The sequence below is a fragment of the Gilliamella sp. wkB112 genome, assembly GCF_001690685.1.
GTDB classification, from domain to species: Bacteria; Pseudomonadota; Gammaproteobacteria; order Enterobacterales; family Orbaceae; genus Gilliamella; species Gilliamella apicola_J.
The window spans coordinates 147,604-171,213 of the sequence record NZ_LZGL01000017.1 but is presented as its reverse complement, the minus strand read 5'-3'; the positions used below and the strand labels follow the sequence as shown (position 1 = coordinate 171,213).

Below are 23,610 nucleotides of genomic sequence, written 5' to 3'. Positions count from 1 at the left end.
TGTATTAATTTTTTTGTACAATCATGGTTATTCGGATTGTTAGTCTGTTAATTTTCATTGAAAATTAGGTGATATGTTAATGTACTAAGTGAGTTATTTTATACTCAGCGGTGAGTTTATTACTCAAGCTATGGAGTATTTGCTTGGTTACAGTTGTTTTAAAAGCTAATTTAAAACTGATGTTATAAATTTTATATACCACATCATGGCAACAATTAAAAAGTATAAGTTGATATTATCCAATGAGTTAATTATTGGTTAATATCAACTGTAATGATTTATTTGATTATCACACGTTCTGATGAATTTGATTGTTTAATCTCACCTATTAACCAAGCTTGTTCACCATGTTTATTGAGTAATGATATAGCGTTATCCACGCAATCTTTAGGCAAAGCTATAATTAAGCCAACACCACAATTAAAAGTACGATACATTTCATGGCGACTTACATTACCAGCTTGTTGTAACCAATTAAATACCGCCGGCCATTGCCAACTGGCTTCATTAATAATCGCTTGAGTATTAGCAGGTAGAACTCGTGGAATATTCTCCCAAAAACCACCACCAGTAATATGAGCAATTGCATGAACTTTTACGTGAGCAATCAGTTCCAGTACTGATTTAACATAAATTCTGGTTGGTGCAAGTAAGTGATCGGCTAATGGTTTTCCTTCTAGTTGTTCTGTGGCTACATTAACACCACTAACTTCGATGATTTTCCGCACTAGTGAATAACCGTTGGAATGAGCTCCACTTGATGCTAAAGCAATTAGTGCATCGCCGTCGGTGACTTTACTACCATCAATCATTTCAGATTTTTCTACTACACCGACACAAAATCCAGCTAAATCATAATCATTACCATGATACATACCAGGCATTTCGGCAGTTTCACCACCAACTAAAGCACAACCTGACTGTTTACAACCTTCAGCAATACCTGTAACAACAGTGGTTGCTACATCAACATTTAACTTACCAGTTGCATAATAATCTAGAAAGAATAATGGTTCTGCACCTTGGACAATGAGATCATTAACACACATGGCAACTAAATCAATACCGATAGATTCATGACGGTTTAGATCCATAGCAAGGCGAAGTTTGGTGCCAACGCCATCGGTACCAGAAACTAAAATTGGTTGTTTATATTTTTGTGGAATAGCGCATAAAGCACCAAATCCACCTAAACCACCCATAACTTCAGGCCGTTTAGTTGCTTTAACGACGGATTTAATACGATCTACAAGTTCATTACCGGCATCAATATTGACACCTGCATCTTTATAACTGAGGGAATTATTATTTGACACAGTGATTATTCCTTTCAATAGAAGAATTGTAGGCTATTTTAGCAAGGATGGAATTTAATGGCGATCAATAATTTATCAAATAACCAATAAATTAAAGTAGTTAATTGTTTTCAAACCAACTTTCTAAAATAATGATTGCTGATGTAGCATCTACATGGCCTTTTTCAAGAGCACGGTAACCACGGGAAGAAAAAATATGTGATTTTGCTTCAACGGTGGATAATCGCTCATCTTGCAGATGAACTTGATAACCAAACATGCCATGTAATCGATTAGCAAATTTACGAGCTCTGGCGGTGAGTGGTTGCTCGGTACCATCCATATTTAATGGTAAGCCAACTACTAAAAAATCGGGTTGCCACTCAGCTAAAACCTTTGCAATTGCTTGCCAATTAGGAATACCATCACGCGCCTTAAATGAACAAAGTGGGTTGGCAGTTTTAGTCACATCCTGACCAATTGCGGCACCAATACTTGCGGTACCAAAATCAAAAGCAATAATGGTCGCCATAAAATTATGCATTACCCATCTGGTGCGAAATCGTATTGATATTAATACCTAATGATTCGGCGGCTTTTTGCCAACGATCTTCAATGGCAACTTCAAAAATAATCTTAGGATCGGCGTCGGCAACCAGCCAATCATTACGAGCTACTTCTGCTTCTAGCTGTAATGATTGCCAACTAGAATAACCTAAAGCAAGGAACAGATCTTTAGGTTGTTCAGGGGTTCCAATTGATTTAAGAGCATCTAAGGATGTGGTTATCATAACATCACCAGAAATATTTATGCTGGATGAAAAACCTGATTGTGGGGTGTGCAAAATAAAACCTTGTTCTTCAGCTAAAGGCCCACCAGAAAAAACCGGATGCTCAAGTTCAGCACAGCTTTTATTCGCGGTGATTTCTAACCGATCGAGTACCGAGGCAACATTTAGTTCGAATATAGGTTTATTAATAATTATTCCCATAGCGCCATCACGGTTATGTTCACAAATAAACACTACAGAACGACTAAAAATGGCGTCATTCATGGTAGGCATGGAAATGATAAAATGATTTTTTAAATTCATAAGCTCACAAAATTTTAAATTCAATAAAATTATCTATTATAATGCACATTTGCCGATTTTTACTTTATGTTCTACATTACAGTGCATTAATACTTCTTCTTCATTAGTTTCTTCATTTATTGATTCAGAAATAATCTCGAAATGTTGAGCCAAGTAAAAATTAATAGCATAGGTATTTTTCTTGTAAACTTGAGTAAATAGCTCGGTATGTTGCTGTTTGGCTTTTTCAATTAATGCTTTACCTGTGCCGTTACCTTGGAAGTTTTGCTCAACAAATAATCCTGAAATATAATTTTCAGTCAAACCAATAAAACCTTTAATTCCATTAACATCCTGTACATATATTTTCGACATTGGGATCAATGTTTTTACTAATTCATAATTTTGTTTGAAAAATTCAGGATCAATAAATTTATGTGCTTGTAAATTCCCTTGTAACCATATTTCCATGATTTTATCTAAATCTGTAGGTTGATATTCTCTAATCATTTTTTTCTCTTTATTTATTTAATCGCTGTTCAATCGCATCCATCAACAGACCTGTTATGGATAAATTAGGGTGTTCGGCTTCAATTTCAAGCACACAAGTTGGGCTGGTTACATTAATTTCGGTTAATTTATCACCTATAATATCCAGACCAACAAACAGTAAACCTTTTTGTTTTAAGGTTGGGGCAATGCTTTTAGCAATACGCCAATCACTTTCGCTAAGTGCTCTAACTTCGCCATGACCTCCAGCGGCTAAATTACCGCGAGTTTCACCTTTAGGGGGGATTCTAGCTAAACAATAGGGTACTGGTTCGCCATCTATAACTAATACTCGTTTATCACCATCTTTTATTGCCGGAATAAAAGTTTGTGCCATGCAATAACGAGTGTTGTGATTAGTTAAAGTTTCAATTATGACGGAAACATTGGCATCATCCGGTTTGATACGAAAAATAGATGCACCACCCATACCATCAAGTGGTTTCAAAATAATATCATGATGTTGATTATAAAAGTTTTTTATTTGTTGGGCTTGGCGCGTAACTAAAGTTTCAGGAGTAAACTCGGCAAACCAAGCAGTAAATAATTTCTCATTACAATCGCGTAAACTTTGCGGCTTATTTACCACTAATACGCCATTGGCTTCGGCACGTTCTAAAATATAGGTAGCATAGATGTATTCGGTGTCAAATGGTGGATCTTTACGCATCAAGATAACATCAAGATCGCTAAGTTTTATGGTTTGTTCTTCATTAAAATCAAACCAATGGGTTTTGTCATTATAAACATTGACAGTGCGTGTGGTTGCATAGGCTTCACCATTACTTAAGAAAAGGTCATTCATCTCCATATAAAAAAGTTGATAACCACGTTTTTGTGCTTGTTGTAGCATTGCAAAACTGGTGTCCTTTTTAATCTTAATGTGATTGATTGGATCCATAACAATACCAAGTTTTATCATGTTTGCTCCTTACTGGTTTTATATGGTTTTATTGAAATATTTATGATGATTAATACTCTTCTATGCAAATGCTAATATTTTGTCAGCAATATTGTGACCGAAAGTGTGGTAAAACATTATTGACTTAATGTTAGCACCTATCATACTCGCTACTATTTAAGATGCAATGCAAACATTATCTATTGTGTTCCTTTTAATAAACTTAACCCAAATCACCAAAACGAACTTGCAAGGCAGAAAGGGCAGTTAAAGCTGCCGTTTCAGTACGTAGTACCCGTGGGCCGAGCAGTATATCGGTAAAATGATAATTAGTGGTCATGTTAATTTCATTTTCTGATAATCCACCTTCAGGTCCAATTAATAAATGAATGTTATGGCTATCATTAAGGGATAATTGATTAATACCATGTTTAGCTTTAGGATGTAAATTAAGCTTTATACCGTCAGTTAAGTTTGCACACCAAGTTTCTAACTTTGTGACAGGGTGGATGATGGGAATCACATTACGACCACATTGTTCACAAGCCGAAATGACAATTTTTTGCCATTGTTGAATTTTTTTATCAAAGCGAGCTTCATCAAGTTTTACCCCACAACGTTCAGAAAGCAGGGGCGTAATATTGGTAATACCTAATTCGACTGATTTTTGAATGGTAAATTCCATTTTTTCACCCCGAGAGATCACTTGCCCAAGATGAATATTGAGTGGTGATTCACAATTTTCTACAATTGAGGTTGCGGTTTTAACCATAACATTTTTTTTATTGATTGCATGGATTATGGCAGGGGTGATCTGGTTGGAACCATCAAATAAAATAATCGGTTCCCCCACTTGCATTCTTAGAACTCGGATCAGATGGTTGAAAGCGTTATCATCTAAAGTAATAATACTGTTTTGTTTAATTGAATATGGTTGAAAAATTCGCGTCATAATTGCTATATATTATCTATAATTTAAAATAAATTATAGCGTAATTTATGAAGATTCGGTAATCTCTAGTCATTACAAATAATAGGCTAAGATGATAAATGAAAATTGTAACTAAAGATAGGGTGTTAATCGAAGGATTAACGGTTTCAACCACTATTGGTGTTTATGAATGGGAAAAAAACATCAAACAAAAATTAGTGCTTGATCTTGAAATGGAATGGGATAACCAACCAGCGGGTAAAAGTGATGATGTTGCCTTGTGTTTGGATTATTTTAAAGTCAGTCAAGCTATTACCAGTTTAGTCGAGGCAAACAAGTTTGAATTGATCGAATGTGTTGCTGAACGAGTTGCTGAATTGGTAATTCAATTATTTTCAGTTAATTGGTTGCGAGTTAAAGTTTCTAAGCCTGGTGCGATTACAAATGCTACCAATGTAGCAGTAGTGATTGAGCGCAGTATGTGTAGCTAACTAAAGTGGGTAATGATGAGCAAACAACAAAAGGATTTAATCGCTTTGCAAAAGGAACAACGGGCACGAAGATTTGCCAGTTACCAACCGAGTAAATTTAAAATTCGCGATATTTTGCGCTGGTACTTGGCGCGGAAAATCTTGCCACCTAAAGCTGGTTATACTGCATTTAACCATACTTGGTTGGAAACGATAGATTTGAGTTTACCCGGTGACAGAATTTGGTGGATCGGGCATGCCACAACCTTGATTCGCTTAGAAGGTAAATTTATACTCACTGACCCCATATTTTCTCACCGGGCATCACCTTCACAACTTTTTGGCCCTAAGCGCCGAACTCCAGCAGCTATAAATATAGCGGAGTTACCACAAATTGATTATATTGTCATTTCGCATAATCATTATGACCACCTTGATTATAATAGTATTAAACAGATAATTACGCGTTTCCCTAAAATTACTCTATTGGTTCCTTTAGGTTTAAAATCAACGTTAACAAAATGGGGAGCAAAGCAAATAGTAGAGCTAGATTGGTGGAGTTCTAATTGTGTTAACGGCTTTACTTTTACCGCCACTCCAGCCAAACATTGGAGCAAACGTGGCTTATTCGATGAAAATAAAGCACTTTGGTGTGGTTGGGTAATACAATCACCAACTACTAGTCACAATGAGTGCAAGACGGTATATTTTATGGGGGATACCGGTTATAGTCCTCAATTGCAAGAGATTGGTAATCGTTTTCCTACAATTGACCTCGCCTTAATTCCTATAGGTGCTTATGCTCCTAGGTGGTTTATGCATTCACAACATATTGATCCACAACAAGCGATACAATTGTATGACGAATTACATTGTAAGTCAGCACTGGCTATTCATTGGGGGGCATTTGAATTAGCTGATGAGCCGATTGATGAGCCGCCAGAATTACTAAATAGTCACAAGGGTGATCGTCGATTTTACTTATTAAAAATAGGTGCTAACTTAGCTATCAATCACCCAAAATATGGATTAAAATAACATTTATATAAACAAGATTTATAAAATCTCTATTTAATATAAAGATTAAATTAAAAAGGGCAGGGAATTATGAAAACTGTAATCATTTCATTATGTTGTATTTTTGTTAGTTTAAGTTTGAGTGGTTGTGGTGGTAAAAATGATGAAGGCAAAGAATATCGTTGGAACAAAGCACACGGGGTTTTGGAAGGTTGTAATGGGGTAATGAGTAACTCACAACAATGCCAAAAAAACTTAAATAACCAACAATATATGATCCAAATCGATAGGAACTAATGATATGAGTGCTTGGTTAGTTTATGCGCTTCTCTCCGCAATTTCTGCTGCATGTGTAGCGATTTTAGGTAAAATCGGGTTACAGCATTTAGACGCCAATACTGCTACAGCTATTCGTTCCATTGTGATGGCAATTTTCTTAGTCGGTGTAGTGATGGTTCAAGGTAAAATGAATTTAATCACTACATTTATTAACGACAAAAAAGCATTATTCATTATTGCATTGAGTGGCATAGCTGGTGCACTATCATGGCTATTTTACTTTATGGCAATAAAAGAAGGCAAAGTGTCACAAGTGGCACCAATAGATAAGCTAAGTGTCGTATTTGCGGTGATATTTGCTGCCATCTTATTTGGTGAAAAAGTTTCTTTCCTTGCCGGCATTGGCGTTGCCATGATAGCAGCGGGTGCCATTTTAGTTGCTCTATTTTAACAGGGCATTAAATGGTTCTACCGAAACTAATTCACCTGCATTTACATTACCTTGTTCTTGTTCTAACACAATAAAACAGTTGGCGTGATTAAATGATTGGGTAATATGTGAGCCTTGTTGCCCTGTGGTAGTCACTTCTAACTCACCATTACTATTGGTTTGCAAAGTACCACGTTGAAAATCTAATCGGCCTACGCTTTTCTTGAGCGCTTTAGTGGTTTTGACTTTAAATGACAATGGCTGTAATTCTGTTAGTGGGTAGCCCGAAAGGGCTAAAATTAATGGTTGCACTAGTTGATAAAAGGTCACTAAAGTTGATACCGGATTGCCAGGTAGGCCACAAAATAACGCCTTATCAATTTGACCAAAGGCAAACGGTTTTCCTGGCTTCATGGCAATTTTCCAAAAATTAATGTGACCAAGTTCTGCTAATGCGGTTTTAGTAAAATCGGCATCACCTACCGAAACACCACCACTAGTTATGACTAAATCAGCTTGCGTAGATCCAGTCATAAGCGCTTGTTTAATTTTAACCGGATCATCCGGGATAATACCTAAATCAATAATTTTACAATTAAGTCGGGTTAACAATAACTTCAATGTAAAACTATTACTGTCATAAATCGCGCCATTGCCAATTAATGGATCACCTAAAGGCGTTAGTTCATTACCTGTCGAAAAAACCGCTACCTTCAATTGTTTAAATACCTTGACTGTATCAAAGCCTAATGTTGCCAGCGTTGCAAGTGTTGGTGCGGTTAAGCAGGTACCTTTAGCAAATACTTCGGTGCCTTTTTTTACATCCTCACCAATGCGACGAATATTATTACCGATTTTTACTTGTTCTAAAAAACGAATACCAGTATTGGTTGTTTCGGTTTGTTCTTGCATCACAACAGCGTCGGCATCGGCTGGAACTGGCGCGCCGGTCATTATGCGCACACAAGTTCCGCTTGGCCAATTGAGGTTACAAATATTATCACCAGCTAAAATCGTTGCAGATAATGGTAAAATGCTGGATTTTTCGATATCCGCCATTCTAACCGCATAACCATCCATTGCCGAATTATCAAATCTAGGCATATTAATTGGCGAAATAATAGGTTCGGCAGCAATGCGAGCATTAGCTTCAATAAGTGGAATGGTTTCGCTATTGAGTGGCTTAGCGATTGAGGCAGCTTGCAATATTTTTTGTTTGGCTTGAGCAAAAGTGAGTAGCATAGAATATATCCAATTTTTAATTATCAAATCAAGATTATTAATTACTTATCAATAAATTTAGAGTTAATTAAATGCTAAAGGAAGTATAGATTTGATTAATTAATAATGTCATTAAAACTAATTAAAGTAATGCTTTATAATTACGTCGCTTAAAAGCGACGTAAATTACTTATTGGTTACACATTAAATAAGAAGTTCATAATGTCACCATCTTGAACGATATAATCTTTACCTTCCGAACGCATTTTACCAGCTTCTTTAGCACCTTGTTCACCGCCGTATTTAATGAAATCATCAAAAGCAATGGTCTGAGCACGGATAAAACCTTTTTCAAAATCGGTATGGATTTTTCCTGCTGCTTGCGGTGCAGTATCACCAACTGAAATAGTCCAAGCCCTAACTTCTTTAACACCTGCGGTAAAATAAGTTTGTAAATTTAATAAGCTATAACCAGCGCGAATAACTCTGTTTAACCCCGGTTCGGTCAAGCCTAAATCTTGCATAAATTCGTCACGATCAGCATCATCGAGTTCAGCTAATTCTGCTTCAATAGCCGCACAAACAGGCACCACAACCGATTTTTCCTGCTCAGCAATCGCTTTCACTTTATCCAGATAAGGATTATTTTCAAAACCGTCTTCATTAACATTAGCAATGTACATGGTTGGTTTTAAAGTTAAAAAGCTAAGATATTTGATTGCTTCTAATTCTTCTTTGCTAAGATCTAGTAACAATAATTTTTTACCTTGTTCCAAATGTGGCAAGCATTTTTCCAGAATTTCTAACTCAAACTTAGCATCTTTATCACCGCCTTTGGCTCTTTTTTGCACGCGAGTCATAGCACGCTCACAGGCTTCAAGATCAGCAAGGGCTAATTCGGTATTAATGATTTCAATATCTTCTGCCGGATCGATTTTACCCGCAACATGAATAATATTCTCATTTTCAAAACAACGCACCACATGGCCAATGGCTTCGGTTTCACGGATATTGGCTAAAAATTGATTACCCAAACCTTCGCCTTTAGAAGCACCTTTAACTAAGCCAGCAATATCAACAAATTCCATCGTAGTGGGTAAAATTCGTTGCGGTTTGACAATAGTAGCGAGCTGATCTAAACGTGGATCTGGCATAGGTACCACACCGGTATTCGGTTCGATAGTGCAAAACGGAAAGTTAGCTGCCTCAATGCCTGCTTTAGTCAACGCATTGAAAAGTGTAGATTTCCCAACGTTTGGTAGTCCGACGATCCCACATTTAAATCCCATATTGTTTGTTACCTTTCTAATAAAATGTCATAAAAAATAAACGCTGATTATATACTAAATTCAGCTATTTGTGCCAATGTTGTTATGGATGACTTGATTTTGGCGGGCAGAGTACAGGTTTATTGCCTTATTCCAAGTCCTCATTAGGCTAATTGGCAAATCATATTGATTAGAGAATAGTGCTCAATTACTTGGTTAACGTCAGACCAAATTGATACAGTTGGTTCTTTTTAAGCCCATAAATCTCTGCGGTTATGGCAGCTGCTTTTTTGAGTGGTAACTCTTGTTGCAGCAATTTAAGGGTATTAATTACTTCAGGATCAACATCATTCTCGGTTTTATTGTGGCCTTCAACCAGTAACACAAACTCGCCTTTTTGCCGATTGAGGTCGGCATTTAACCATGTAATTAAATCACTTACACACAAGTTGACAATGGTTTCCCAAGTTTTAGTCAGCTCTTTTGCTAATACTATTTGCTTATCGGCACCAAAGATCGTTTGCATATCATGGAGAGTGTCCATCAGACGATGAGTAGATTCATAAAATATCATGGTGCGATTTTCATTAATTAATTTGGCTAAGTTATCTTGACGAGCTTTACTTTTAGCTGGTAAAAAGCCTTCATAAATGAATTTATCAGAAGGTAATCCTGCTACAGATAATGCAGCAATAGCAGCACATGCTCCGGGAATTGGCACGACGTTAATTTGATTGTCACGACAGGCTTTGACCAGATGATAACCGGGATCATTAATTAATGGTGTTCCCGCATCAGAAATTAAAGCAATTGATAATCCTGTTTTCAGTTTGTCGATCAAGATCTGCGCTTTTTCTTGTTCATTATGATCATGTAAGGCAAACAACTTAGCTTTAATGCCTAAATGTTGTAATAACAAGCCGCTATGGCGGGTATCTTCAGCAGCGATAAGATCAACATTTTTTAGCGTTTCAATCGCTCTAAGAGTAATATCATCAAGATTACCGATTGGGGTGGCAACAATATATAAAGTCATTATTTTTTAGTCACGTTAAATTTTTATAAAATATACTATACGGTGGAGTATTTTATTGTATATACTTTCTACATTCAAAATAAATTCTGATGAAGCATATTAATTATTCATCATATAATCAGTTTTAATAAGAAATAAGAGATATCTGATTGCGATTTTGATAGCTAACTAAGACAATTAGTCTTAATCTATTTTAACAGCCAATTAGCAACTATAAGCTAAGATGATTAAAACATGGAAACTCGCATAGGAAATTAGTTATTTCCAGCGTAATTATATTGATTTATTATATAAATAATCAATATAATAGCTTTTTATTGTAAAAGCGATAAAATGTGCGTTAGGGAAAATAATTACTAATATATAGGTGTTGCTTTGAAAAAAATTCTCGCATTAAGTTGTTTAAGTTTGATGATTGCAGCGTGTACTCAAACGGATTCTGCTGAAATTGAAGATATTTCAGATTCATCAGGTGGTTCAACTGTTTACACTAAACCACCAGCTAATATCTCAACTGGAGCTAAGATCACTACTTCGCCAGCAGTTTATTCAGCACCACAAACTTTATCAAATTCTACCTCTGCACCAGCCACAGCTAGTAGCAGTAACACGGTAACTACTAAAGAACATAATGTTTATAACCGCAATTATGGTGAAATACCTAAAGGTGGTTATCAAGGCGATACTTACACCGTTAAACGTGGAGATACCTTATATTATATAGCTTGGGTGACCGGCAATGATTATCGCTCATTAGCTGCAAAAAATAATATCAAAGAACCTTATGCCGTTAATGTTGGTCAAGTCTTAGATGTTAGTGGTGGTACAACTGTAGTTGTTACTGAAAAGACTACTACGGGGCATACTGCTACGGCTAAAAGTTCTAGTAGTGAGTCTACGTCGTCAACAACATCTGCTCAGACACATGTTAAACCAGTCATGACCACCACAACGACTACTACAACAACTACTTCAAGTAAGACGCAACCACCAAAAACTACGCAAACTACCGAAACCGTGACCGAACCAGTCGATGAATCTGTCACTGAAACAACGAAAGTAACGCCAATTCCAGAAACGCCTAAAGCTTCTAACTCTGCTAGTATTTCTTGGCAATGGCCAGCTAAAGGTAAGATTATTGAAAAATTCTCTAACGCTAGCAAAGGTATTGATATTTCTGGTTCATTAGGTGACAAAATTATGGCGGCGGCAGATGGTCGCGTAGTATACTCAGGTAATGCGTTACCGGGTTATGGTAATTTAATTATCATCAAACATAATGATGACTATTTAACTGCTTATGCTCATAACCAATCAATTTTAGTGAAAGAGCAACAATCAGTACGCGCAGGTGAACAAATCGCTACTATGGGCGCTACAGGAACTTCATCAGTAAGATTGCATTTTGAAATTCGTTATAAAGCGCAGTCAGTCGATCCATTAAAATACTTATCTAATTAATAACAGTTTGGTACTCACATAATGTGAGCCAAACAATAAATAATGCACGGCTAATTTACCGTGCATTATTATGATAAACAACGTTATGATATATAAAATATATTAAATAGTTTTATTCTACGTAACCAAGGAGTTATATTCATGGCAGTAAAAAAATTAGTTTTGATTCGACATGGGGAAAGTGTTTGGAATCAAGAAAATCGTTTTTGTGGTTGGACTGATGTTGATCTTTCCGACAAAGGTAATAAAGAAGCCGCGGAAGCGGGTAAATTACTTAAACAAGAAGGTTTTCAGTTCGATTTCGCTTATACATCAGTTTTAAAACGTGCCATTCATACTTTATGGCATGTGTTAGATGAAGTAGATCAAGCATGGTTACCAGTTGAAAAATGCTGGAAATTAAACGAACGTCATTATGGTGCGTTACAAGGATTAAATAAAGCCGAAACTGCAGCCAAATATGGTGATGAACAAGTTAAACTATGGCGCCGTGGTTTTGCCATTACACCACCAGCACTAGAAAAATCTGATGAACGCTTCCCGGGCCATGATTCTCGTTATAGCAATTTACCAGAATCAGAATTACCACTAACTGAAAGTTTAGCGTTAACTATTAAACGTGTACTTCCTTACTGGCAATCAACTATTGCACCACGTGTTGCTAAAGGTGAGCGAGTTATTATTGCAGCTCACGGTAACTCACTGCGTGCTTTAGTTAAACATCTAGATAATATCAGTGATGATGACATTATCGAACTAAATATTCCAACTGGTGTGCCATTAGTGTATGAATTTGATGACAACATGAAAGTGATCAAACATTATTACTTAGGTAATGCTGATGAAATTGCCGCTAAACAAGCAGCTGTTGCTAACCAAGGTAAAGCCAAATAATCAACTTTTAAGTTGTAAAAAAAGGTAGGTTATTTAACTTACCTTTTTTATTATTGGAATTAAACTTTTTTATCTATCTGTTTTATTTTTGAGAATCTTATTGTGTCTAAAATGTATTTTATCTACGCGGTTATGAATGCCGGAAAATCCACCGAATTATTACAAATCGACCATAATTATTTAAGAAATAATATGCAAACCTTATTACTTAAATCTTCGGTTGATACCCGACACTCCGATACCGAGATAGTTTCGCGCTTAGGTTTACGTAAAAAGGCGATGTTATTAGATGACGATAGTGTGGATGCAATCATCGCCCATATCGAAAAAAATAATTATGCCTGTGTGCTTGTCGATGAAAGCCATTTTTTAACTAAAAAAACTATCTGGAAATTGTCGGACGCTTGTGATGATTATGATGTGCCAATCATGTTTTTTGGCTTAAAAACTGATTACATGGGGCACTTATTTGAAGCGTCTAAAACTTTATTAGAACTCGCTGATAATTTTAGGGAACTAAAAACCGTTTGCTGGTGTGGCAAAAAAGCCACCATGAACTTATTACAAGGGCCCGATGGCCAAATTGTTAAATCTGGTAATCCCATTCATATCGGTGATAGCGAATACCACTCTGTTTGTCGTAAGCACTGGAAGGCCGGCAAGATCAGAGCCGATCATTAAATCTATAAATTGATTAAGTCAATATTGATATAAGCCTCTTGTTACTCCTACGGTTAGATAAAAAGTGTGAATGAGTTCGCATTTCTGGTGATTTTCTTTTGATGATATTAGATAGTTATGACATATTAACTGAAACGATTCAGGTTCATTAACTAACTTATGAGGAATCAATATGAAAGTTAAAATTATTTCATTAGCTATAATATTAAGTTTGACGTCTTATACTGCCAATGCAAAAGAGTTTGTATTAACAGATAATGAAAAAGGTATTAATAAAGGTAACTGGTCTCTGTCTAGTAAAGATGTAGGCATAAAAAATGAAAAATTTACCATTCAAAATACGGTTCTTAAGGGTGGTAAACAAGATGGTTCAGAGGTATTAACCATTGCTAGCGACAATTTAACTATAAAATTGATCCCTACTCGCGGATTAGGTATTTTATCAGTAGTTGGCGATGGCATTCGCATGGGGTGGGATTCACCTGTTAATGAAGTGGTAAATCCTAAATTCATTAATTTAGAAAGTCGTGGTGGTATCGGTTGGTTGGATGGCTTTAATGAAATGATGGTGCGTTGTGGATTTGAGTGGACAGGGCATGCAGTTCAAGCGGATGGTATGATGTATACTTTGCATGGGCGTGCACAAAATACACCGGTATCAAAATTAATTGTAGATGTATCAGATAAAGCCCCTTACACCATCACCATCAAAGGTTTAATTAAAGAAAATACATTCAAAAAAAGTAATTTAGAAACATCGGTATCATTAAGCTATATTCCAAGTACTAAATATTTTACCGTACACGACGTTGTCACTAATAACAGTGACTATACTCGTGATTATCAAATAATTTACCACAGCAATTTTGGTACGCCAATTTTAGAAGAGGGCGCAAAATTTGTAGCTCCAGTAAAAGAAATCTCACCATTTAATGATTATGCTAAAGATGGATTAAAAACGTGGCAAACTTATTTAGGACCTACCAAAGACTTTGATGAAATGGTCTTTAATGTTTATCCATTTGCCGATGCAAAGGGCAATACTCAAGTTATGGTAACCAACAAGGCTGGTGATAAAGCCGCGGGTATAGCCTTTAATACAAACGAACTCCCTGTCTTGTCATTGTGGAAAAACACAGATACCCTTAAACAAGGTTATGTAACAGGTTTAGAGCCAGGAACAAGTTTTGCGTATCCTGTCACAATAGAACGTGAACAAAAACGTGTGCGTCATTTAGAACCGGGACAAAGTACGCAATTTACTCTTACTTATAGTTTGCTCTCTAGTAAAGATGCAGTAGCTAAATATGCTGATGAGATTAAAACTATTCAAGGAAATCAAGAAACCAAAGTTGTCGATCAACCTATGGCTAAAGAATAAATTTGGTATTACAACTAACAGGGAGGTTAGTTGTAAGATTATACATTAAATTAGTAGGTTATTTTCCATTTCTATTATCCAATCAAATTAAAGTCCAACATTAATAATAAAATAATTTTATCTGCTATGTTGTAGTATGGTGATTAGATTTAATGTAACTATTTCATCGTTGCTTGAAAGCTGTTATTTATCACAGTATTATTACTAGAATTGGTTTATTTGAAATCAGCTTTTGAAATTAATAACCATCATATTCAACTTGGTTATGGCTACAAGTTGTAAGTTAATAGTGTTATATAAATAGTAGGTGTTATTATGGCAAATCCAACAGGCTCATATGATTTACGTGATGCAATCAAACAACTTGAGCAAATTCCCGAGCAATTAGTTACCACTGATACTCCTGTCGACCCAATGGCTGAATTGGCGGGGGTTTATCGTTATGTGGGTGCAGGCGGAACCGTAAAAAGACCAACCCGAATTGGTCCAGCGATGATTTTTAATAAAGTACAAGGTTTTGATGAATTTAAGGTACTAATTGGTTTACTTGCTTCCCGTGAACGAGTCGCTCATCTATTCGGTTGTGCACCTAATAGATTAGCCTTTTTATTAAAAGATGCCATTGCCAATCCAATCTCACCTATTACTATTGCTCGTGAACAAGCTGTTTGCCAGCAAGTTGTTCATAAAGCTAGCGATCCGGATTTTGATATACGTAAATTAGTTCCGGCTCCAACTAATACCGAAGAAGATGCCGGCCCTTATATTACCCTTGGCATGTTATATGCTAGTGATCCGGAAACTGGTGAAAGTGACGTAACCATTCACCGAATGTGTTACCAAAGTAAAGATGAAATTTCGATCTATTTTGTTCCCGGGCGGCATATTGATGTGTTTCGGGAAAAAGCTGAAAAAATGGGTAAACCATTACCTGTTTCGATCAGCATTGGCGTTGATCCGGTGATTGAAATATCTGCCTGCTTTGAACCACCAACTACACCACTCGGTTTTGACGAATTATCCATAGCGGGTGGCATTCGCGGTAGGGCAGTTGAATTAGTTGATTGCTTAACCGTTAATGCTAAAGCCATTGCCAATGCGGAAGTGGTTATAGAAGGTGAAATTTTACCTAATGTTCGGGTAGAGGAAGATCAAAATTCCCATACCGGTAAAGCTATGCCGGAATTCCCTGGTTATACCGGGCCTGCCAATAAATCACTGCCAGTAATAAAAGTTAAAGCGGTTACTTACCGCAAAAATCCGATTTATCAAACCTGCATTGGCCCAAGCGAAGAGCATGTTAATATGGCCGGTATTCCAACCGAAGCCAGTATTTTACAAATGGTCGAAGCCGCTATGCCAGGTAAGCTACAAAATGTTTACGCTCATCGCTCAGGCGGAGGTAAATATTTAGCCATACTACAATTTAAAAAATCGGTTCCTTCTGATGAAGGCAAGCATAAACAGGCTGCGATTTTGGCATTTGCTGCTTTTTCAGAATTAAAGCATGTGATATTGGTAGACGAAGATGTCGATATCTATGATACCGATGACGTACTTTGGGCTATGAATACTCGTTTTCAGGGTGATATTGATATTTCAACAATTTCAGGAGTAAGATGCCATCCACTCGATCCATCACAACGCTCCGAATATAGTCCATTCATCAGGCAATTTGGAAGCTCGGCCAAAGTTATTTTTGACTGCACCGTGCCTTTTAATCTAAAAGAACAATTCGTACGCGCACGTTTTAAAGAAGTTGACGTAAAACGTTTTTTACCTAACTTCAAATAATTATAGGAATTAACATGGCACAGCAACGGATCATAATTGGTATTAGTGGCGCAACAGGATTTGCTTATGGCATTAAAGCCTTAGAGCTGTTACAACCTTTAAATATTGAAACACATTTAGTGATTTCCAAAGCGGCACAATTAACCCGATCTTATGAAGTGCCACACCTAAGCCTGGCACAAATTGAAGCACTTGCCGATAAAGTCTACTCCATTAACAACATTGGTGAAGCCATTGCCAGTGGCTCATTTAAAACCATGGGTATGCTGATTGCACCATGCTCGATGCGATCATTGGCGGCTATAGCCAATGGTTTATCCGATAACTTGTTAACTCGTGCTGCGGATGTGGTGTTAAAAGAGCGGCGACGGTTGGTGTTAATGGTGCGCGAAGCGCCACTGCATTTAGGTCACATAAAAAATATGGAAGCGGTAACCTTAATGGGTGGGATCGTTTTTCCACCGGTTCCGGCCCTCTATCAACACATTGATACTGTTGATGATATGATCACTCATAGTGTGGCTAGAGCATTAGATCTATTTGATATTGATATTCCGTCATTGCCTCGTTGGGGTGAAGACCTGCATTTACACCGTAAACTTGTCTAGTTATTAACAAATATGCATATGCAACTAAATCCCAAAATCAGCAAATTTATACAACAACAGCATGTACTTTCACTAAATGTCGTATTGCCGAATCAGCTGCCATGGGCATGTAATGCTTTTTATGTATTTGACCAAGATTTACTAAATTTATATCTACTATCGGAATTAAAAACTAAACATGCAGAAGCGATGCTAAATAATCCTATGGTGGCGGGGACTATTTGCCTTACGCCCAAAACGGTAGCGCAAATTAAAGGGATCCAATTTCAAGCTAAAGCCAGTCAACTGGCAGGCGAAGCAGCCGAAGCTGCTTATCAACAGTATTATCAAGCCTTTCCATTTGCCAGAATTATTAAAGCGCCTATTTGGTCATTGCAATTACAACAAATTAAAATGACCAATAACGTTATTGGTTTTGCCCATAAAATCCACTGGCAGAGAGATATCGTAGATGGTAATTATTAAATCACTATAATTAGGGGTAAATTTGCTTCTCTTTACAATTCTTTACAAATTGTTAGATTAAAACAGTAGTTAAATTTTTTTCATACTATTATAATTTTAAAAATTAAAAATGAATTTAGCTTAGTATATAATCAATTAGATATAAAAAGTTTAAATAAAACATAAGTATACTTGACGGAAGGGACGCTATGCAGTACAATATTAGACACCAGACACCAGACACCAGCGCTGGCAGCTTTATGTTCTAAATCTTTTAAAAAATACCTTAGTTAAATCATTACCCCCAAGGGGCATTTTTACTCTTAGTCATCCGGTTTTATCGTGGTTATCACAGTTACCTCGTTTAATCTCAAAAGGCTTATCAAAATTACCTTTAGGGTTAGTTGTTATATTATTGCCCTATTCAGAAAATACCCAAGCATTATCAGCGACTACGGCGCAGGTGATTCATGGTAGTAAGCCTTATTTAACTTTTGATAATGGAGTGACTAAAGTCACTACTACGGATGGTTTATTAGGTATTACCATCTCTGATGGCACGACTCAAACTACTTACACTCCGGCAAATAACACTTCAACTGCAAGTAATCCAATAGTCTTACTCAAAGAAAACCAAAGCTTTACAGATATTGGTATGATGGTACCACCCGCAAAGAATGCAATTGACCTAAGTGATCTAATTGGTGCACCTTATAATAATTGGGGTGATGATGACGGTGATGGTCAGGGTACTAATGGTGTTACTGCTACGGGGCATTTAACTGTTTATATTACCGATAAAGACAATCTAGCAGTAGTGCATCCTAGTGCCAGGTTAGATATTTGTAAAGCGCCTTATAAAGTAGAGTTAACCAGTACTGGTGGTAGTTTAATCACCCAGTATGGGCTGCCTAATAGTAGTAGTTTCAGCGATGGTACTGCCACTTATTATATCAGTCCATCTGTGCCTAAAATTTGTTACGCCAGACCGAATCTGGCCTTTGGCACAGCCAACTACGCCGGCCCTGCCGATATCTGGAGCCTAGATAAAGGCTTTCTAGCGCAATCCACTGAGTCATCAAGTTACAGTCGTAACTTCCCTACTACCGGGGCTAATAATCTGCGTTTTGATTTATTGGCAGGGGGTATTGATGCCTCAACATTAACTTGGCCAGCCGTTACTCAGGGGGGTATTACTGCCACTATGACGCTGAGCCCACCTAATGATGGTAGTTTTAACCCTGATGGAGCCTCTTCGGTGCGTGTCACCCTCACCGGTCCGGCAGCAACAGAAGCCCAAATTAATTCAGACTCACCAGGTAGAGTCGCTACTCCTACATTGCCGCAGCAATTTGAGCTAGTCGGTTATGATAGTAATAATAAAGCGGTATTAAAATATGGTTTTGTATTAAAGCGTTGGTTCGTTAACCGCGGAGAGAAACGTGCTAATGCTTTTAACCAATCATCCTGGTGTCGCAATTTAGGTGGTGGATATCGTCTGCCGCAGGTCAAAGACTTAACTAACGCTGTGCGTTCTGGAGCAGTGGGCGCCACGCCGTCATCAGATGGTAATTATTACCAACGTAATATTGGTGCGGGTTTGTTCCCCGAATGGGGCGACCTTTTCAATTATCCCGCTGCCGGCTTCACCTACGACACATACTGGACAAGCGACAGCGACGGTTCGAACCAGTTTGATGTCTACTCGCTCAGCGGCGAGGTTCAAAGCTACAACCCCTTCAACAGCATCCTCGGGGTTTGCGTCTATCCTTAGTCCTTAATCCTTAAGTCGCGGGCGTTTAATAAGGGGTAATAAAGTTTAAGCAACAAGAGGACAGTTGCAGAGGCAGGGGCAACCCGAGCCGACAGAGTTGGCAAGCAAAAGGCGGCTGTTATCTTAAAGATAACTATTTACGACCGCCAACACCATACCAACCAATGCCAGCAATCGCGCTGGCATGTTTTAATTATTGTTAAGATGTTTCCAAACTGCTATACGTTTGTGTATAAAATCAGCTAAGGCTTAATAGTATCATTTCAATAAAAATGAATATTAATCCTGTTTATCATCATTGAATCTGAAAGTGCTTGAACTATTGCGAAATATAATTATCCAGTCATTATAATCAAGGGTAAATTTGCTTCTCTTTACAGTTCTTTACAAATCTTTAGATTAATAGGTAGTTAAATTTTTTTAAGACGTTATACTTTTAACGTTAACACATAGATGCAGTTTTATTCATAGCAAGCAAAACAAAAAAATTCAAATAAAATTTACTTGATAGATAGGAAATTATGCAAAATTACTATAGAAACCAGCACCTTTATGTCCTAAATCCTCTCAAAAACACTTTATTCAGATTATTACATTCAAGAGTTATTATATCTCTTAATTATCTAGATTTGTTGCGGTTATTGCAGCTATATTACTTAACTTTAAACCGTTTATCTAAACTACCTTTAGTTTTAGTATTCTTGTTACCATATTCAGTTAATACCCAAGCATTATCCGCCACTACGGTACAGGTTATAAATGGTAGTCAGCCTTATTTAACCTTTGATGGTGGTGTAACTAAAGCAACTGACATCAATAGTTTATTGGCTATTAAGCTATCCGATGGTACTACTATTACTCCGGCAACCAATACCTCAACCGTAGACAATCCAATAGAGCTCCCCGAAGAAAATCAAAGCATGGCCGATATCAGTATGTTGGTGCCGCCAACCATTACTGATTCAATCACTTTGAACGATTTGATTAGAGCACCTTATAATTATTGGGGCGATGATGATGGAGATGGAGATGGTGCCAATGGCATCACTGCTAGTGGTAGTTTAAGTATCAGTATTACTGATAAAGAAAATCAAGTTGTAAGTCGTAATACAACATTAGATATTTGCCAAGCGCCTTATAAAGTGGTATTAACCAGTACTGCTGGTAGTTTAACTACCCAGTATGGATTGCCCAATAGTAGTAATTTTACTGGCAATAGCGCTACTTATTATATCAATCCTAAAGCCGATCCGGTTATCTGCTATGTAAGGCCTCATGTTACCGCTCTCGACGGAGGCGATCCTACTACCTGGCATCCTAAAAAAGGTTATTTAGTGCAATCCACTACACTGTCATCTTATGAGCGTAACTTTCCAACCACAGGTATGGATAGTCTGCATTTTGATCTGCTCATAAGTAATAACACCGGTCCGTTAACATGGCCAACTGTCACTCAGGGGGGTATTACTGCTACCATGACGCTCAACCCACCTGTAGAGAGGGGGTATAACCCTGATGGAGCCTCTTCTGTGCGGGTTACTCTTACGGGGCCAGTGGCAACAGAAGCCCAAAGTAATTCAAATTCACCGAATAGACTTAGCGCAATATCCTTGCCACAGACTTTCGAATTAGTGGGTTATGATAGTAATCATCGAGCGGTAGTAAAATATGGCTTTGTATTAAAGCAGTGGTTTGTGATTCGTGAAGAAAAGCTAGCTAATTTTGAAGTACAATCATCATGGTGTGCAAGTATAGGAAATTATCGTATACCAAAAATAAAAGAGTTAACCAACGCGACATGTGAAGACCCTCAGAATCCTGAGAAGTGCGTTGGTGTTGAGTCCGGTACCCCGTCGTCAGGAACATACCTAGCAAAGTATACGATTGGTGCGGGTTTTGTATCTGAATGGGGTAGGGTTGATGATGATTTAGAATTTTATTGGACTGATCACCACGTTCCTAACACGACATTTGACCATCTCACGGTATGGTTGGGTGGAGGCTTGATTCAACCGACCTACACTCTTTACCATAATAGAGCTATTTGTGTCTATCCTTAGTCCTTAAGTCGCTGGTGTTTATAAGGAGTAATTAAGGTTAAGCAGACAATGGACAGTTGCAGCGGCAGGGCAACCCAAGCCGTGTTTTAAAAATGCCAACAATCAACGCAGGCATTTTTATGCCTGTCAAAATGTTTCCAAACTGCTATACGTTTGTGTATAAAATCAGCTAGGATATAGCACTTGAACTATTGCGAAATATAATTATCCGGTCACTATAATTAAGAGTAAATCTACTTCTCTTTACAATTATTTACAAATTTTTAGATTAATAGGTAGTTAAATTTTTTTATGCTATTATAATTTTATAGGTTAAAAATGAATTTAGCTTAGCATATAAGCAATCAAGTATAAAAATTCTATTAAAACATGAATATACTTATCGCAAGGGACGCAATGCATAACAATATGATACAGCACTGGCAGCTTTATGTTCAAAATCTTTTAAAAAACAGCTTGGTTAAATCGTTACAATTAAGGGGTATTTTAACTCTTAGTCATCCGGTGTTATCATTGTCCTCTCCGCTATCTTACTTATTCTCAAAATGCTCATCGAAATTACCTTTAGGGTTAATTGGTGTATTATTATTACCCTATTCAGCAAATACTCAGGCCTTATCGGCATTGTCCGCGACAACAAAACAGATTATAAATGGTAGTAAGCCTTATTTAACTTTTGATGGCGGTGTAACTAAAGCAACTGATACCAATAATTTATTGGCTATTAAGCTATCCGATGGTACAACCATAACACCGGCGACTAATACCTCCGCAACAACCCCTATAAAGTTACCTAATGCCGATGAAACTTTAGCTGATGTGCATATGTTGATCCCTAACAATACTGACTCAATAGCTTTAAGTGCACTCATAGGTCCTCCTTATAATTATTGGGGTGATGATGATGGTGATGGTCAGGGTACCAATGGTATAAGTGTGACCGGAAATTTGAGTGTTACTATTACTGATAAAAATAATCGAACAATTAGTCGTAGCGAAGTGTTAAGTATTTGTGGTGCTCCTTATAAAATGGTATTAACTAGTACGGATGGCAAGTTAACTACTAAATATGGAATACCAGATAGTAGTAGTTTCTCTAGTAGTAGTGTTACTTATTATTTTAATCCAAAATCATCTAATCCAACTATCTGTTATGTTAGACCAGCTTTACAGGGATTAGCGGCGCAGGTAAGCCCTTCTTATATGTTTAACCCTGAAAAAGGCTTCCTTGTTCAATCAGTTTCCTCTGCATCATACAGTCGTAACTTCCCAACTACGGCGGCTAACATGATGTATTTTGATTTAGATGTAGCAGGTACAGGTCCCTTAACTTGGCCAGCAGTTACCAAAGGTGGTATTACCGCTAGCATGGCTCCAACACCTAATGAACCAAATAATGTTCGTGTCACCTTAACTGGTCCTACAGCATCATCATCCTATAAACCATCTTTACCACAGAGCATCGAGTTAGTGGGTTACGATAGTAGTAATCAACCGATAGTAAAATATGGGTTTGAGTTAAAGCATTGGTTTATAAATCAAGGAGAGGCTCGGAAGACGTATTCAGAAACCATCTCTTGGTGCTCAAGAATGGGTTATCGAGTGCCACAGGTAAAAGATCTAACCAATGCGAGTGACCTATTGAATGAGGGATTTACTTCCGCCACGCCGAACTCAAATTCTCATTATTCTATGCGTTATATTGGCGGGGGATTTTTCAGCGAATGGGGCGAGATGTGGCCATATAGCGATTCAGGCTTTTTAACCGAACGCTATTGGACAAGTGACCGTTATACTTATGATGGAAACGCCCAGTACTCAGTTTATTCTGGTTATGGTGATGTTTACTATAACTACACATATGCCGATAACCTAACAATGTTGTGTACCTATCCTTAATATTGAGAATTTAGTTATAATTTAGCAATGGCAATTGTTGCCATTGCTTTGTAGAGTGAAGTGAGACGTTTGGACATTTGTCATTGTGAATTTTAAATGAACTCATTAGCCACATACACATAAATGGGGATTAGTGTACATCCC

Annotated in this window: 23 protein-coding genes; 14 read left to right on the top strand and 9 right to left on the bottom strand. The window is 37.2% G+C overall.

The window, feature by feature from the left end:
* Nucleotides 1-278 precede the first annotated feature (278 nt).
* The 6 genes from purM to rsmE all read right to left on the bottom strand — a co-directional run bounded on the left by purM (nucleotide 279) and on the right by rsmE (nucleotide 4,770).
* Nucleotides 279-1,316 (bottom strand): phosphoribosylformylglycinamidine cyclo-ligase, encoded by a 1,038-nt coding sequence (gene purM, locus A9G12_RS07505; protein WP_065565229.1) that lies wholly within the window; start codon nucleotides 1,314-1,316, stop codon nucleotides 279-281.
* A 100-nt stretch (nucleotides 1,317-1,416) separates the two neighbouring features.
* Nucleotides 1,417-1,839, bottom strand: coding sequence for a Holliday junction resolvase RuvX (ruvX, locus tag A9G12_RS07500; protein ID WP_065565228.1), 423 nt, complete (start codon nucleotides 1,837-1,839; stop codon nucleotides 1,417-1,419).
* The gene (locus tag A9G12_RS07495; protein WP_065565227.1) at nucleotides 1,832-2,389 is read right to left on the bottom strand and encodes a YqgE/AlgH family protein; all 558 of its coding nucleotides are present in this window, start codon (nucleotides 2,387-2,389) and stop codon (nucleotides 1,832-1,834) included. The genes ruvX and A9G12_RS07495 overlap by 8 nt, the downstream gene beginning before the upstream one ends.
* A 36-nt stretch (nucleotides 2,390-2,425) precedes the next feature.
* Nucleotides 2,426-2,878, bottom strand: coding sequence for a GNAT family N-acetyltransferase (locus A9G12_RS07490; RefSeq protein WP_065565226.1), 453 nt, complete (start codon nucleotides 2,876-2,878; stop codon nucleotides 2,426-2,428).
* Between the two features lie 10 nt (nucleotides 2,879-2,888).
* Nucleotides 2,889-3,839 carry a glutathione synthase gene (gene gshB / locus A9G12_RS07485; RefSeq protein WP_065565225.1) on the bottom strand — a complete coding sequence of 317 codons (951 nt, stop codon included), beginning with the start codon at nucleotides 3,837-3,839 and terminating at the stop codon, nucleotides 2,889-2,891.
* Nucleotides 3,840-4,041: 202 nt separating this feature from the next.
* Nucleotides 4,042-4,770 (bottom strand): 16S rRNA (uracil(1498)-N(3))-methyltransferase, encoded by a 729-nt coding sequence (gene rsmE / locus A9G12_RS07480; RefSeq protein WP_065565224.1) that lies wholly within the window; start codon nucleotides 4,768-4,770, stop codon nucleotides 4,042-4,044.
* Nucleotides 4,771-4,868: 98 nt separating this feature from the next.
* On the opposite strand from rsmE, the gene folB reads away from it, so the two are divergent.
* The 4 genes from folB (at nucleotide 4,869) to A9G12_RS07460 (ending at nucleotide 6,966) form a co-directional block, all read left to right on the top strand.
* Entirely contained in the window at nucleotides 4,869-5,240 is a 372-nt protein-coding gene (gene folB, locus A9G12_RS07475) for a dihydroneopterin aldolase (protein ID WP_065565223.1), read from the top strand.
* A 15-nt stretch (nucleotides 5,241-5,255) separates the two neighbouring features.
* Nucleotides 5,256-6,257 (top strand): MBL fold metallo-hydrolase, encoded by a 1,002-nt coding sequence (locus tag A9G12_RS07470; RefSeq protein ID WP_065565222.1) that lies wholly within the window; start codon nucleotides 5,256-5,258, stop codon nucleotides 6,255-6,257.
* Between the two features lie 69 nt (nucleotides 6,258-6,326).
* Nucleotides 6,327-6,533 (top strand): hypothetical protein, encoded by a 207-nt coding sequence (locus tag A9G12_RS07465; RefSeq protein ID WP_065565221.1) that lies wholly within the window; start codon nucleotides 6,327-6,329, stop codon nucleotides 6,531-6,533.
* A gap of 4 nt (nucleotides 6,534-6,537) precedes the next feature.
* Nucleotides 6,538-6,966, top strand: coding sequence for an EamA family transporter (locus tag A9G12_RS07460; RefSeq protein ID WP_065565220.1), 429 nt, complete (start codon nucleotides 6,538-6,540; stop codon nucleotides 6,964-6,966).
* Here the strand turns inward: A9G12_RS07460 and moeA are convergent.
* From moeA to rsmI, 3 genes are all read right to left on the bottom strand, one after another.
* A complete protein-coding gene (gene moeA, locus A9G12_RS07455; RefSeq protein WP_065565219.1) occupies nucleotides 6,958-8,187 on the bottom strand; it encodes a molybdopterin molybdotransferase MoeA in 1,230 nt (409 codons plus the stop codon). The genes A9G12_RS07460 and moeA overlap by 9 nt on opposite strands.
* A 176-nt stretch (nucleotides 8,188-8,363) precedes the next feature.
* Nucleotides 8,364-9,455 (bottom strand): redox-regulated ATPase YchF, encoded by a 1,092-nt coding sequence (gene ychF / locus A9G12_RS07450; RefSeq protein ID WP_065565218.1) that lies wholly within the window; start codon nucleotides 9,453-9,455, stop codon nucleotides 8,364-8,366.
* Nucleotides 9,456-9,642: 187 nt separating this feature from the next.
* Nucleotides 9,643-10,470, bottom strand: a complete 828-nt coding sequence (rsmI, locus tag A9G12_RS07445) for a 16S rRNA (cytidine(1402)-2'-O)-methyltransferase (protein WP_065565217.1) — start codon at nucleotides 10,468-10,470, stop codon at nucleotides 9,643-9,645.
* 411 nt (nucleotides 10,471-10,881) lie between these two features.
* Here rsmI and nlpD point away from each other — a divergent pair, with 411 nt between their 5' ends.
* From nlpD to A9G12_RS07395, 10 genes are all read left to right on the top strand, one after another.
* Nucleotides 10,882-11,931 (top strand): murein hydrolase activator NlpD, encoded by a 1,050-nt coding sequence (gene nlpD, locus A9G12_RS07440; protein WP_081299720.1) that lies wholly within the window; start codon nucleotides 10,882-10,884, stop codon nucleotides 11,929-11,931.
* 141 nt (nucleotides 11,932-12,072) lie between these two features.
* On the top strand, nucleotides 12,073-12,825 hold the full coding sequence (gene gpmA / locus A9G12_RS07435) for a 2,3-diphosphoglycerate-dependent phosphoglycerate mutase (protein WP_065556134.1): 753 nt from the start codon (nucleotides 12,073-12,075) through the stop codon (nucleotides 12,823-12,825).
* 111 nt (nucleotides 12,826-12,936) lie between these two features.
* Entirely contained in the window at nucleotides 12,937-13,506 is a 570-nt protein-coding gene (locus tag A9G12_RS07430; protein WP_081299697.1) for a thymidine kinase, read from the top strand.
* 172 nt (nucleotides 13,507-13,678) lie between these two features.
* Nucleotides 13,679-14,887 carry an aldose 1-epimerase family protein gene (locus A9G12_RS07425; RefSeq protein WP_065565214.1) on the top strand — a complete coding sequence of 403 codons (1,209 nt, stop codon included), beginning with the start codon at nucleotides 13,679-13,681 and terminating at the stop codon, nucleotides 14,885-14,887.
* A gap of 315 nt (nucleotides 14,888-15,202) precedes the next feature.
* Nucleotides 15,203-16,681 (top strand): UbiD family decarboxylase, encoded by a 1,479-nt coding sequence (locus A9G12_RS07420; protein WP_065565213.1) that lies wholly within the window; start codon nucleotides 15,203-15,205, stop codon nucleotides 16,679-16,681.
* 14 nt (nucleotides 16,682-16,695) lie between these two features.
* Nucleotides 16,696-17,289 carry a UbiX family flavin prenyltransferase gene (locus A9G12_RS07415; RefSeq protein ID WP_065565212.1) on the top strand — a complete coding sequence of 198 codons (594 nt, stop codon included), beginning with the start codon at nucleotides 16,696-16,698 and terminating at the stop codon, nucleotides 17,287-17,289.
* A gap of 12 nt (nucleotides 17,290-17,301) precedes the next feature.
* Nucleotides 17,302-17,754, top strand: a complete 453-nt coding sequence (locus A9G12_RS07410) for a hypothetical protein (RefSeq protein ID WP_141674120.1) — start codon at nucleotides 17,302-17,304, stop codon at nucleotides 17,752-17,754.
* A 394-nt stretch (nucleotides 17,755-18,148) separates the two neighbouring features.
* Nucleotides 18,149-19,507: a hypothetical protein gene (locus A9G12_RS07405; RefSeq protein WP_065565210.1), complete on the top strand. Its 1,359-nt coding sequence runs from the start codon at nucleotides 18,149-18,151 to the stop codon at nucleotides 19,505-19,507.
* Between the two features lie 521 nt (nucleotides 19,508-20,028).
* Complete coding sequence (locus tag A9G12_RS07400; protein WP_065565209.1) at nucleotides 20,029-21,567, top strand: hypothetical protein; 1,539 nt, start codon at nucleotides 20,029-20,031, stop codon at nucleotides 21,565-21,567.
* A gap of 396 nt (nucleotides 21,568-21,963) precedes the next feature.
* Nucleotides 21,964-23,466 (top strand): hypothetical protein, encoded by a 1,503-nt coding sequence (locus tag A9G12_RS07395; RefSeq protein ID WP_065565208.1) that lies wholly within the window; start codon nucleotides 21,964-21,966, stop codon nucleotides 23,464-23,466.
* Nucleotides 23,467-23,610 lie beyond the last annotated feature (144 nt).

Excerpts from the sequence above, each read along its gene's own strand:
- ruvX (WP_065565228.1), bottom strand. The coding sequence starts at position 1,839 with ATGCATAATTTTATGGCGACCATTATTGCTTTTGATTTTGGTACCGCA.
- A9G12_RS07495 (WP_065565227.1), bottom strand. The coding sequence starts at position 2,389 with ATGAATTTAAAAAATCATTTTATCATTTCCATGCCTACCATGAATGAC.
- A9G12_RS07490 (WP_065565226.1), bottom strand. The coding sequence starts at position 2,878 with ATGATTAGAGAATATCAACCTACAGATTTAGATAAAATCATGGAAATA.
- gshB (WP_065565225.1), bottom strand. The coding sequence starts at position 3,839 with ATGATAAAACTTGGTATTGTTATGGATCCAATCAATCACATTAAGATT.
- rsmE (WP_065565224.1), bottom strand. The coding sequence starts at position 4,770 with ATGACGCGAATTTTTCAACCATATTCAATTAAACAAAACAGTATTATT.
- folB (WP_065565223.1), top strand. The coding sequence starts at position 4,869 with ATGAAAATTGTAACTAAAGATAGGGTGTTAATCGAAGGATTAACGGTT.
- A9G12_RS07470 (WP_065565222.1), top strand. The coding sequence starts at position 5,256 with ATGAGCAAACAACAAAAGGATTTAATCGCTTTGCAAAAGGAACAACGG.
- A9G12_RS07465 (WP_065565221.1), top strand. The coding sequence starts at position 6,327 with ATGAAAACTGTAATCATTTCATTATGTTGTATTTTTGTTAGTTTAAGT.
- A9G12_RS07460 (WP_065565220.1), top strand. The coding sequence starts at position 6,538 with ATGAGTGCTTGGTTAGTTTATGCGCTTCTCTCCGCAATTTCTGCTGCA.
- moeA (WP_065565219.1), bottom strand. The coding sequence starts at position 8,187 with ATGCTACTCACTTTTGCTCAAGCCAAACAAAAAATATTGCAAGCTGCC.
- ychF (WP_065565218.1), bottom strand. The coding sequence starts at position 9,455 with ATGGGATTTAAATGTGGGATCGTCGGACTACCAAACGTTGGGAAATCT.
- rsmI (WP_065565217.1), bottom strand. The coding sequence starts at position 10,470 with ATGACTTTATATATTGTTGCCACCCCAATCGGTAATCTTGATGATATT.
- nlpD (WP_081299720.1), top strand. The coding sequence starts at position 10,882 with ATGATTGCAGCGTGTACTCAAACGGATTCTGCTGAAATTGAAGATATT.
- gpmA (WP_065556134.1), top strand. The coding sequence starts at position 12,073 with ATGGCAGTAAAAAAATTAGTTTTGATTCGACATGGGGAAAGTGTTTGG.
- A9G12_RS07430 (WP_081299697.1), top strand. The coding sequence starts at position 12,937 with ATGTATTTTATCTACGCGGTTATGAATGCCGGAAAATCCACCGAATTA.
- A9G12_RS07425 (WP_065565214.1), top strand. The coding sequence starts at position 13,679 with ATGAAAGTTAAAATTATTTCATTAGCTATAATATTAAGTTTGACGTCT.
- A9G12_RS07420 (WP_065565213.1), top strand. The coding sequence starts at position 15,203 with ATGGCAAATCCAACAGGCTCATATGATTTACGTGATGCAATCAAACAA.
- A9G12_RS07415 (WP_065565212.1), top strand. The coding sequence starts at position 16,696 with ATGGCACAGCAACGGATCATAATTGGTATTAGTGGCGCAACAGGATTT.
- A9G12_RS07410 (WP_141674120.1), top strand. The coding sequence starts at position 17,302 with ATGCATATGCAACTAAATCCCAAAATCAGCAAATTTATACAACAACAG.
- A9G12_RS07400 (WP_065565209.1), top strand. The coding sequence starts at position 20,029 with ATGCAAAATTACTATAGAAACCAGCACCTTTATGTCCTAAATCCTCTC.
- A9G12_RS07395 (WP_065565208.1), top strand. The coding sequence starts at position 21,964 with ATGCATAACAATATGATACAGCACTGGCAGCTTTATGTTCAAAATCTT.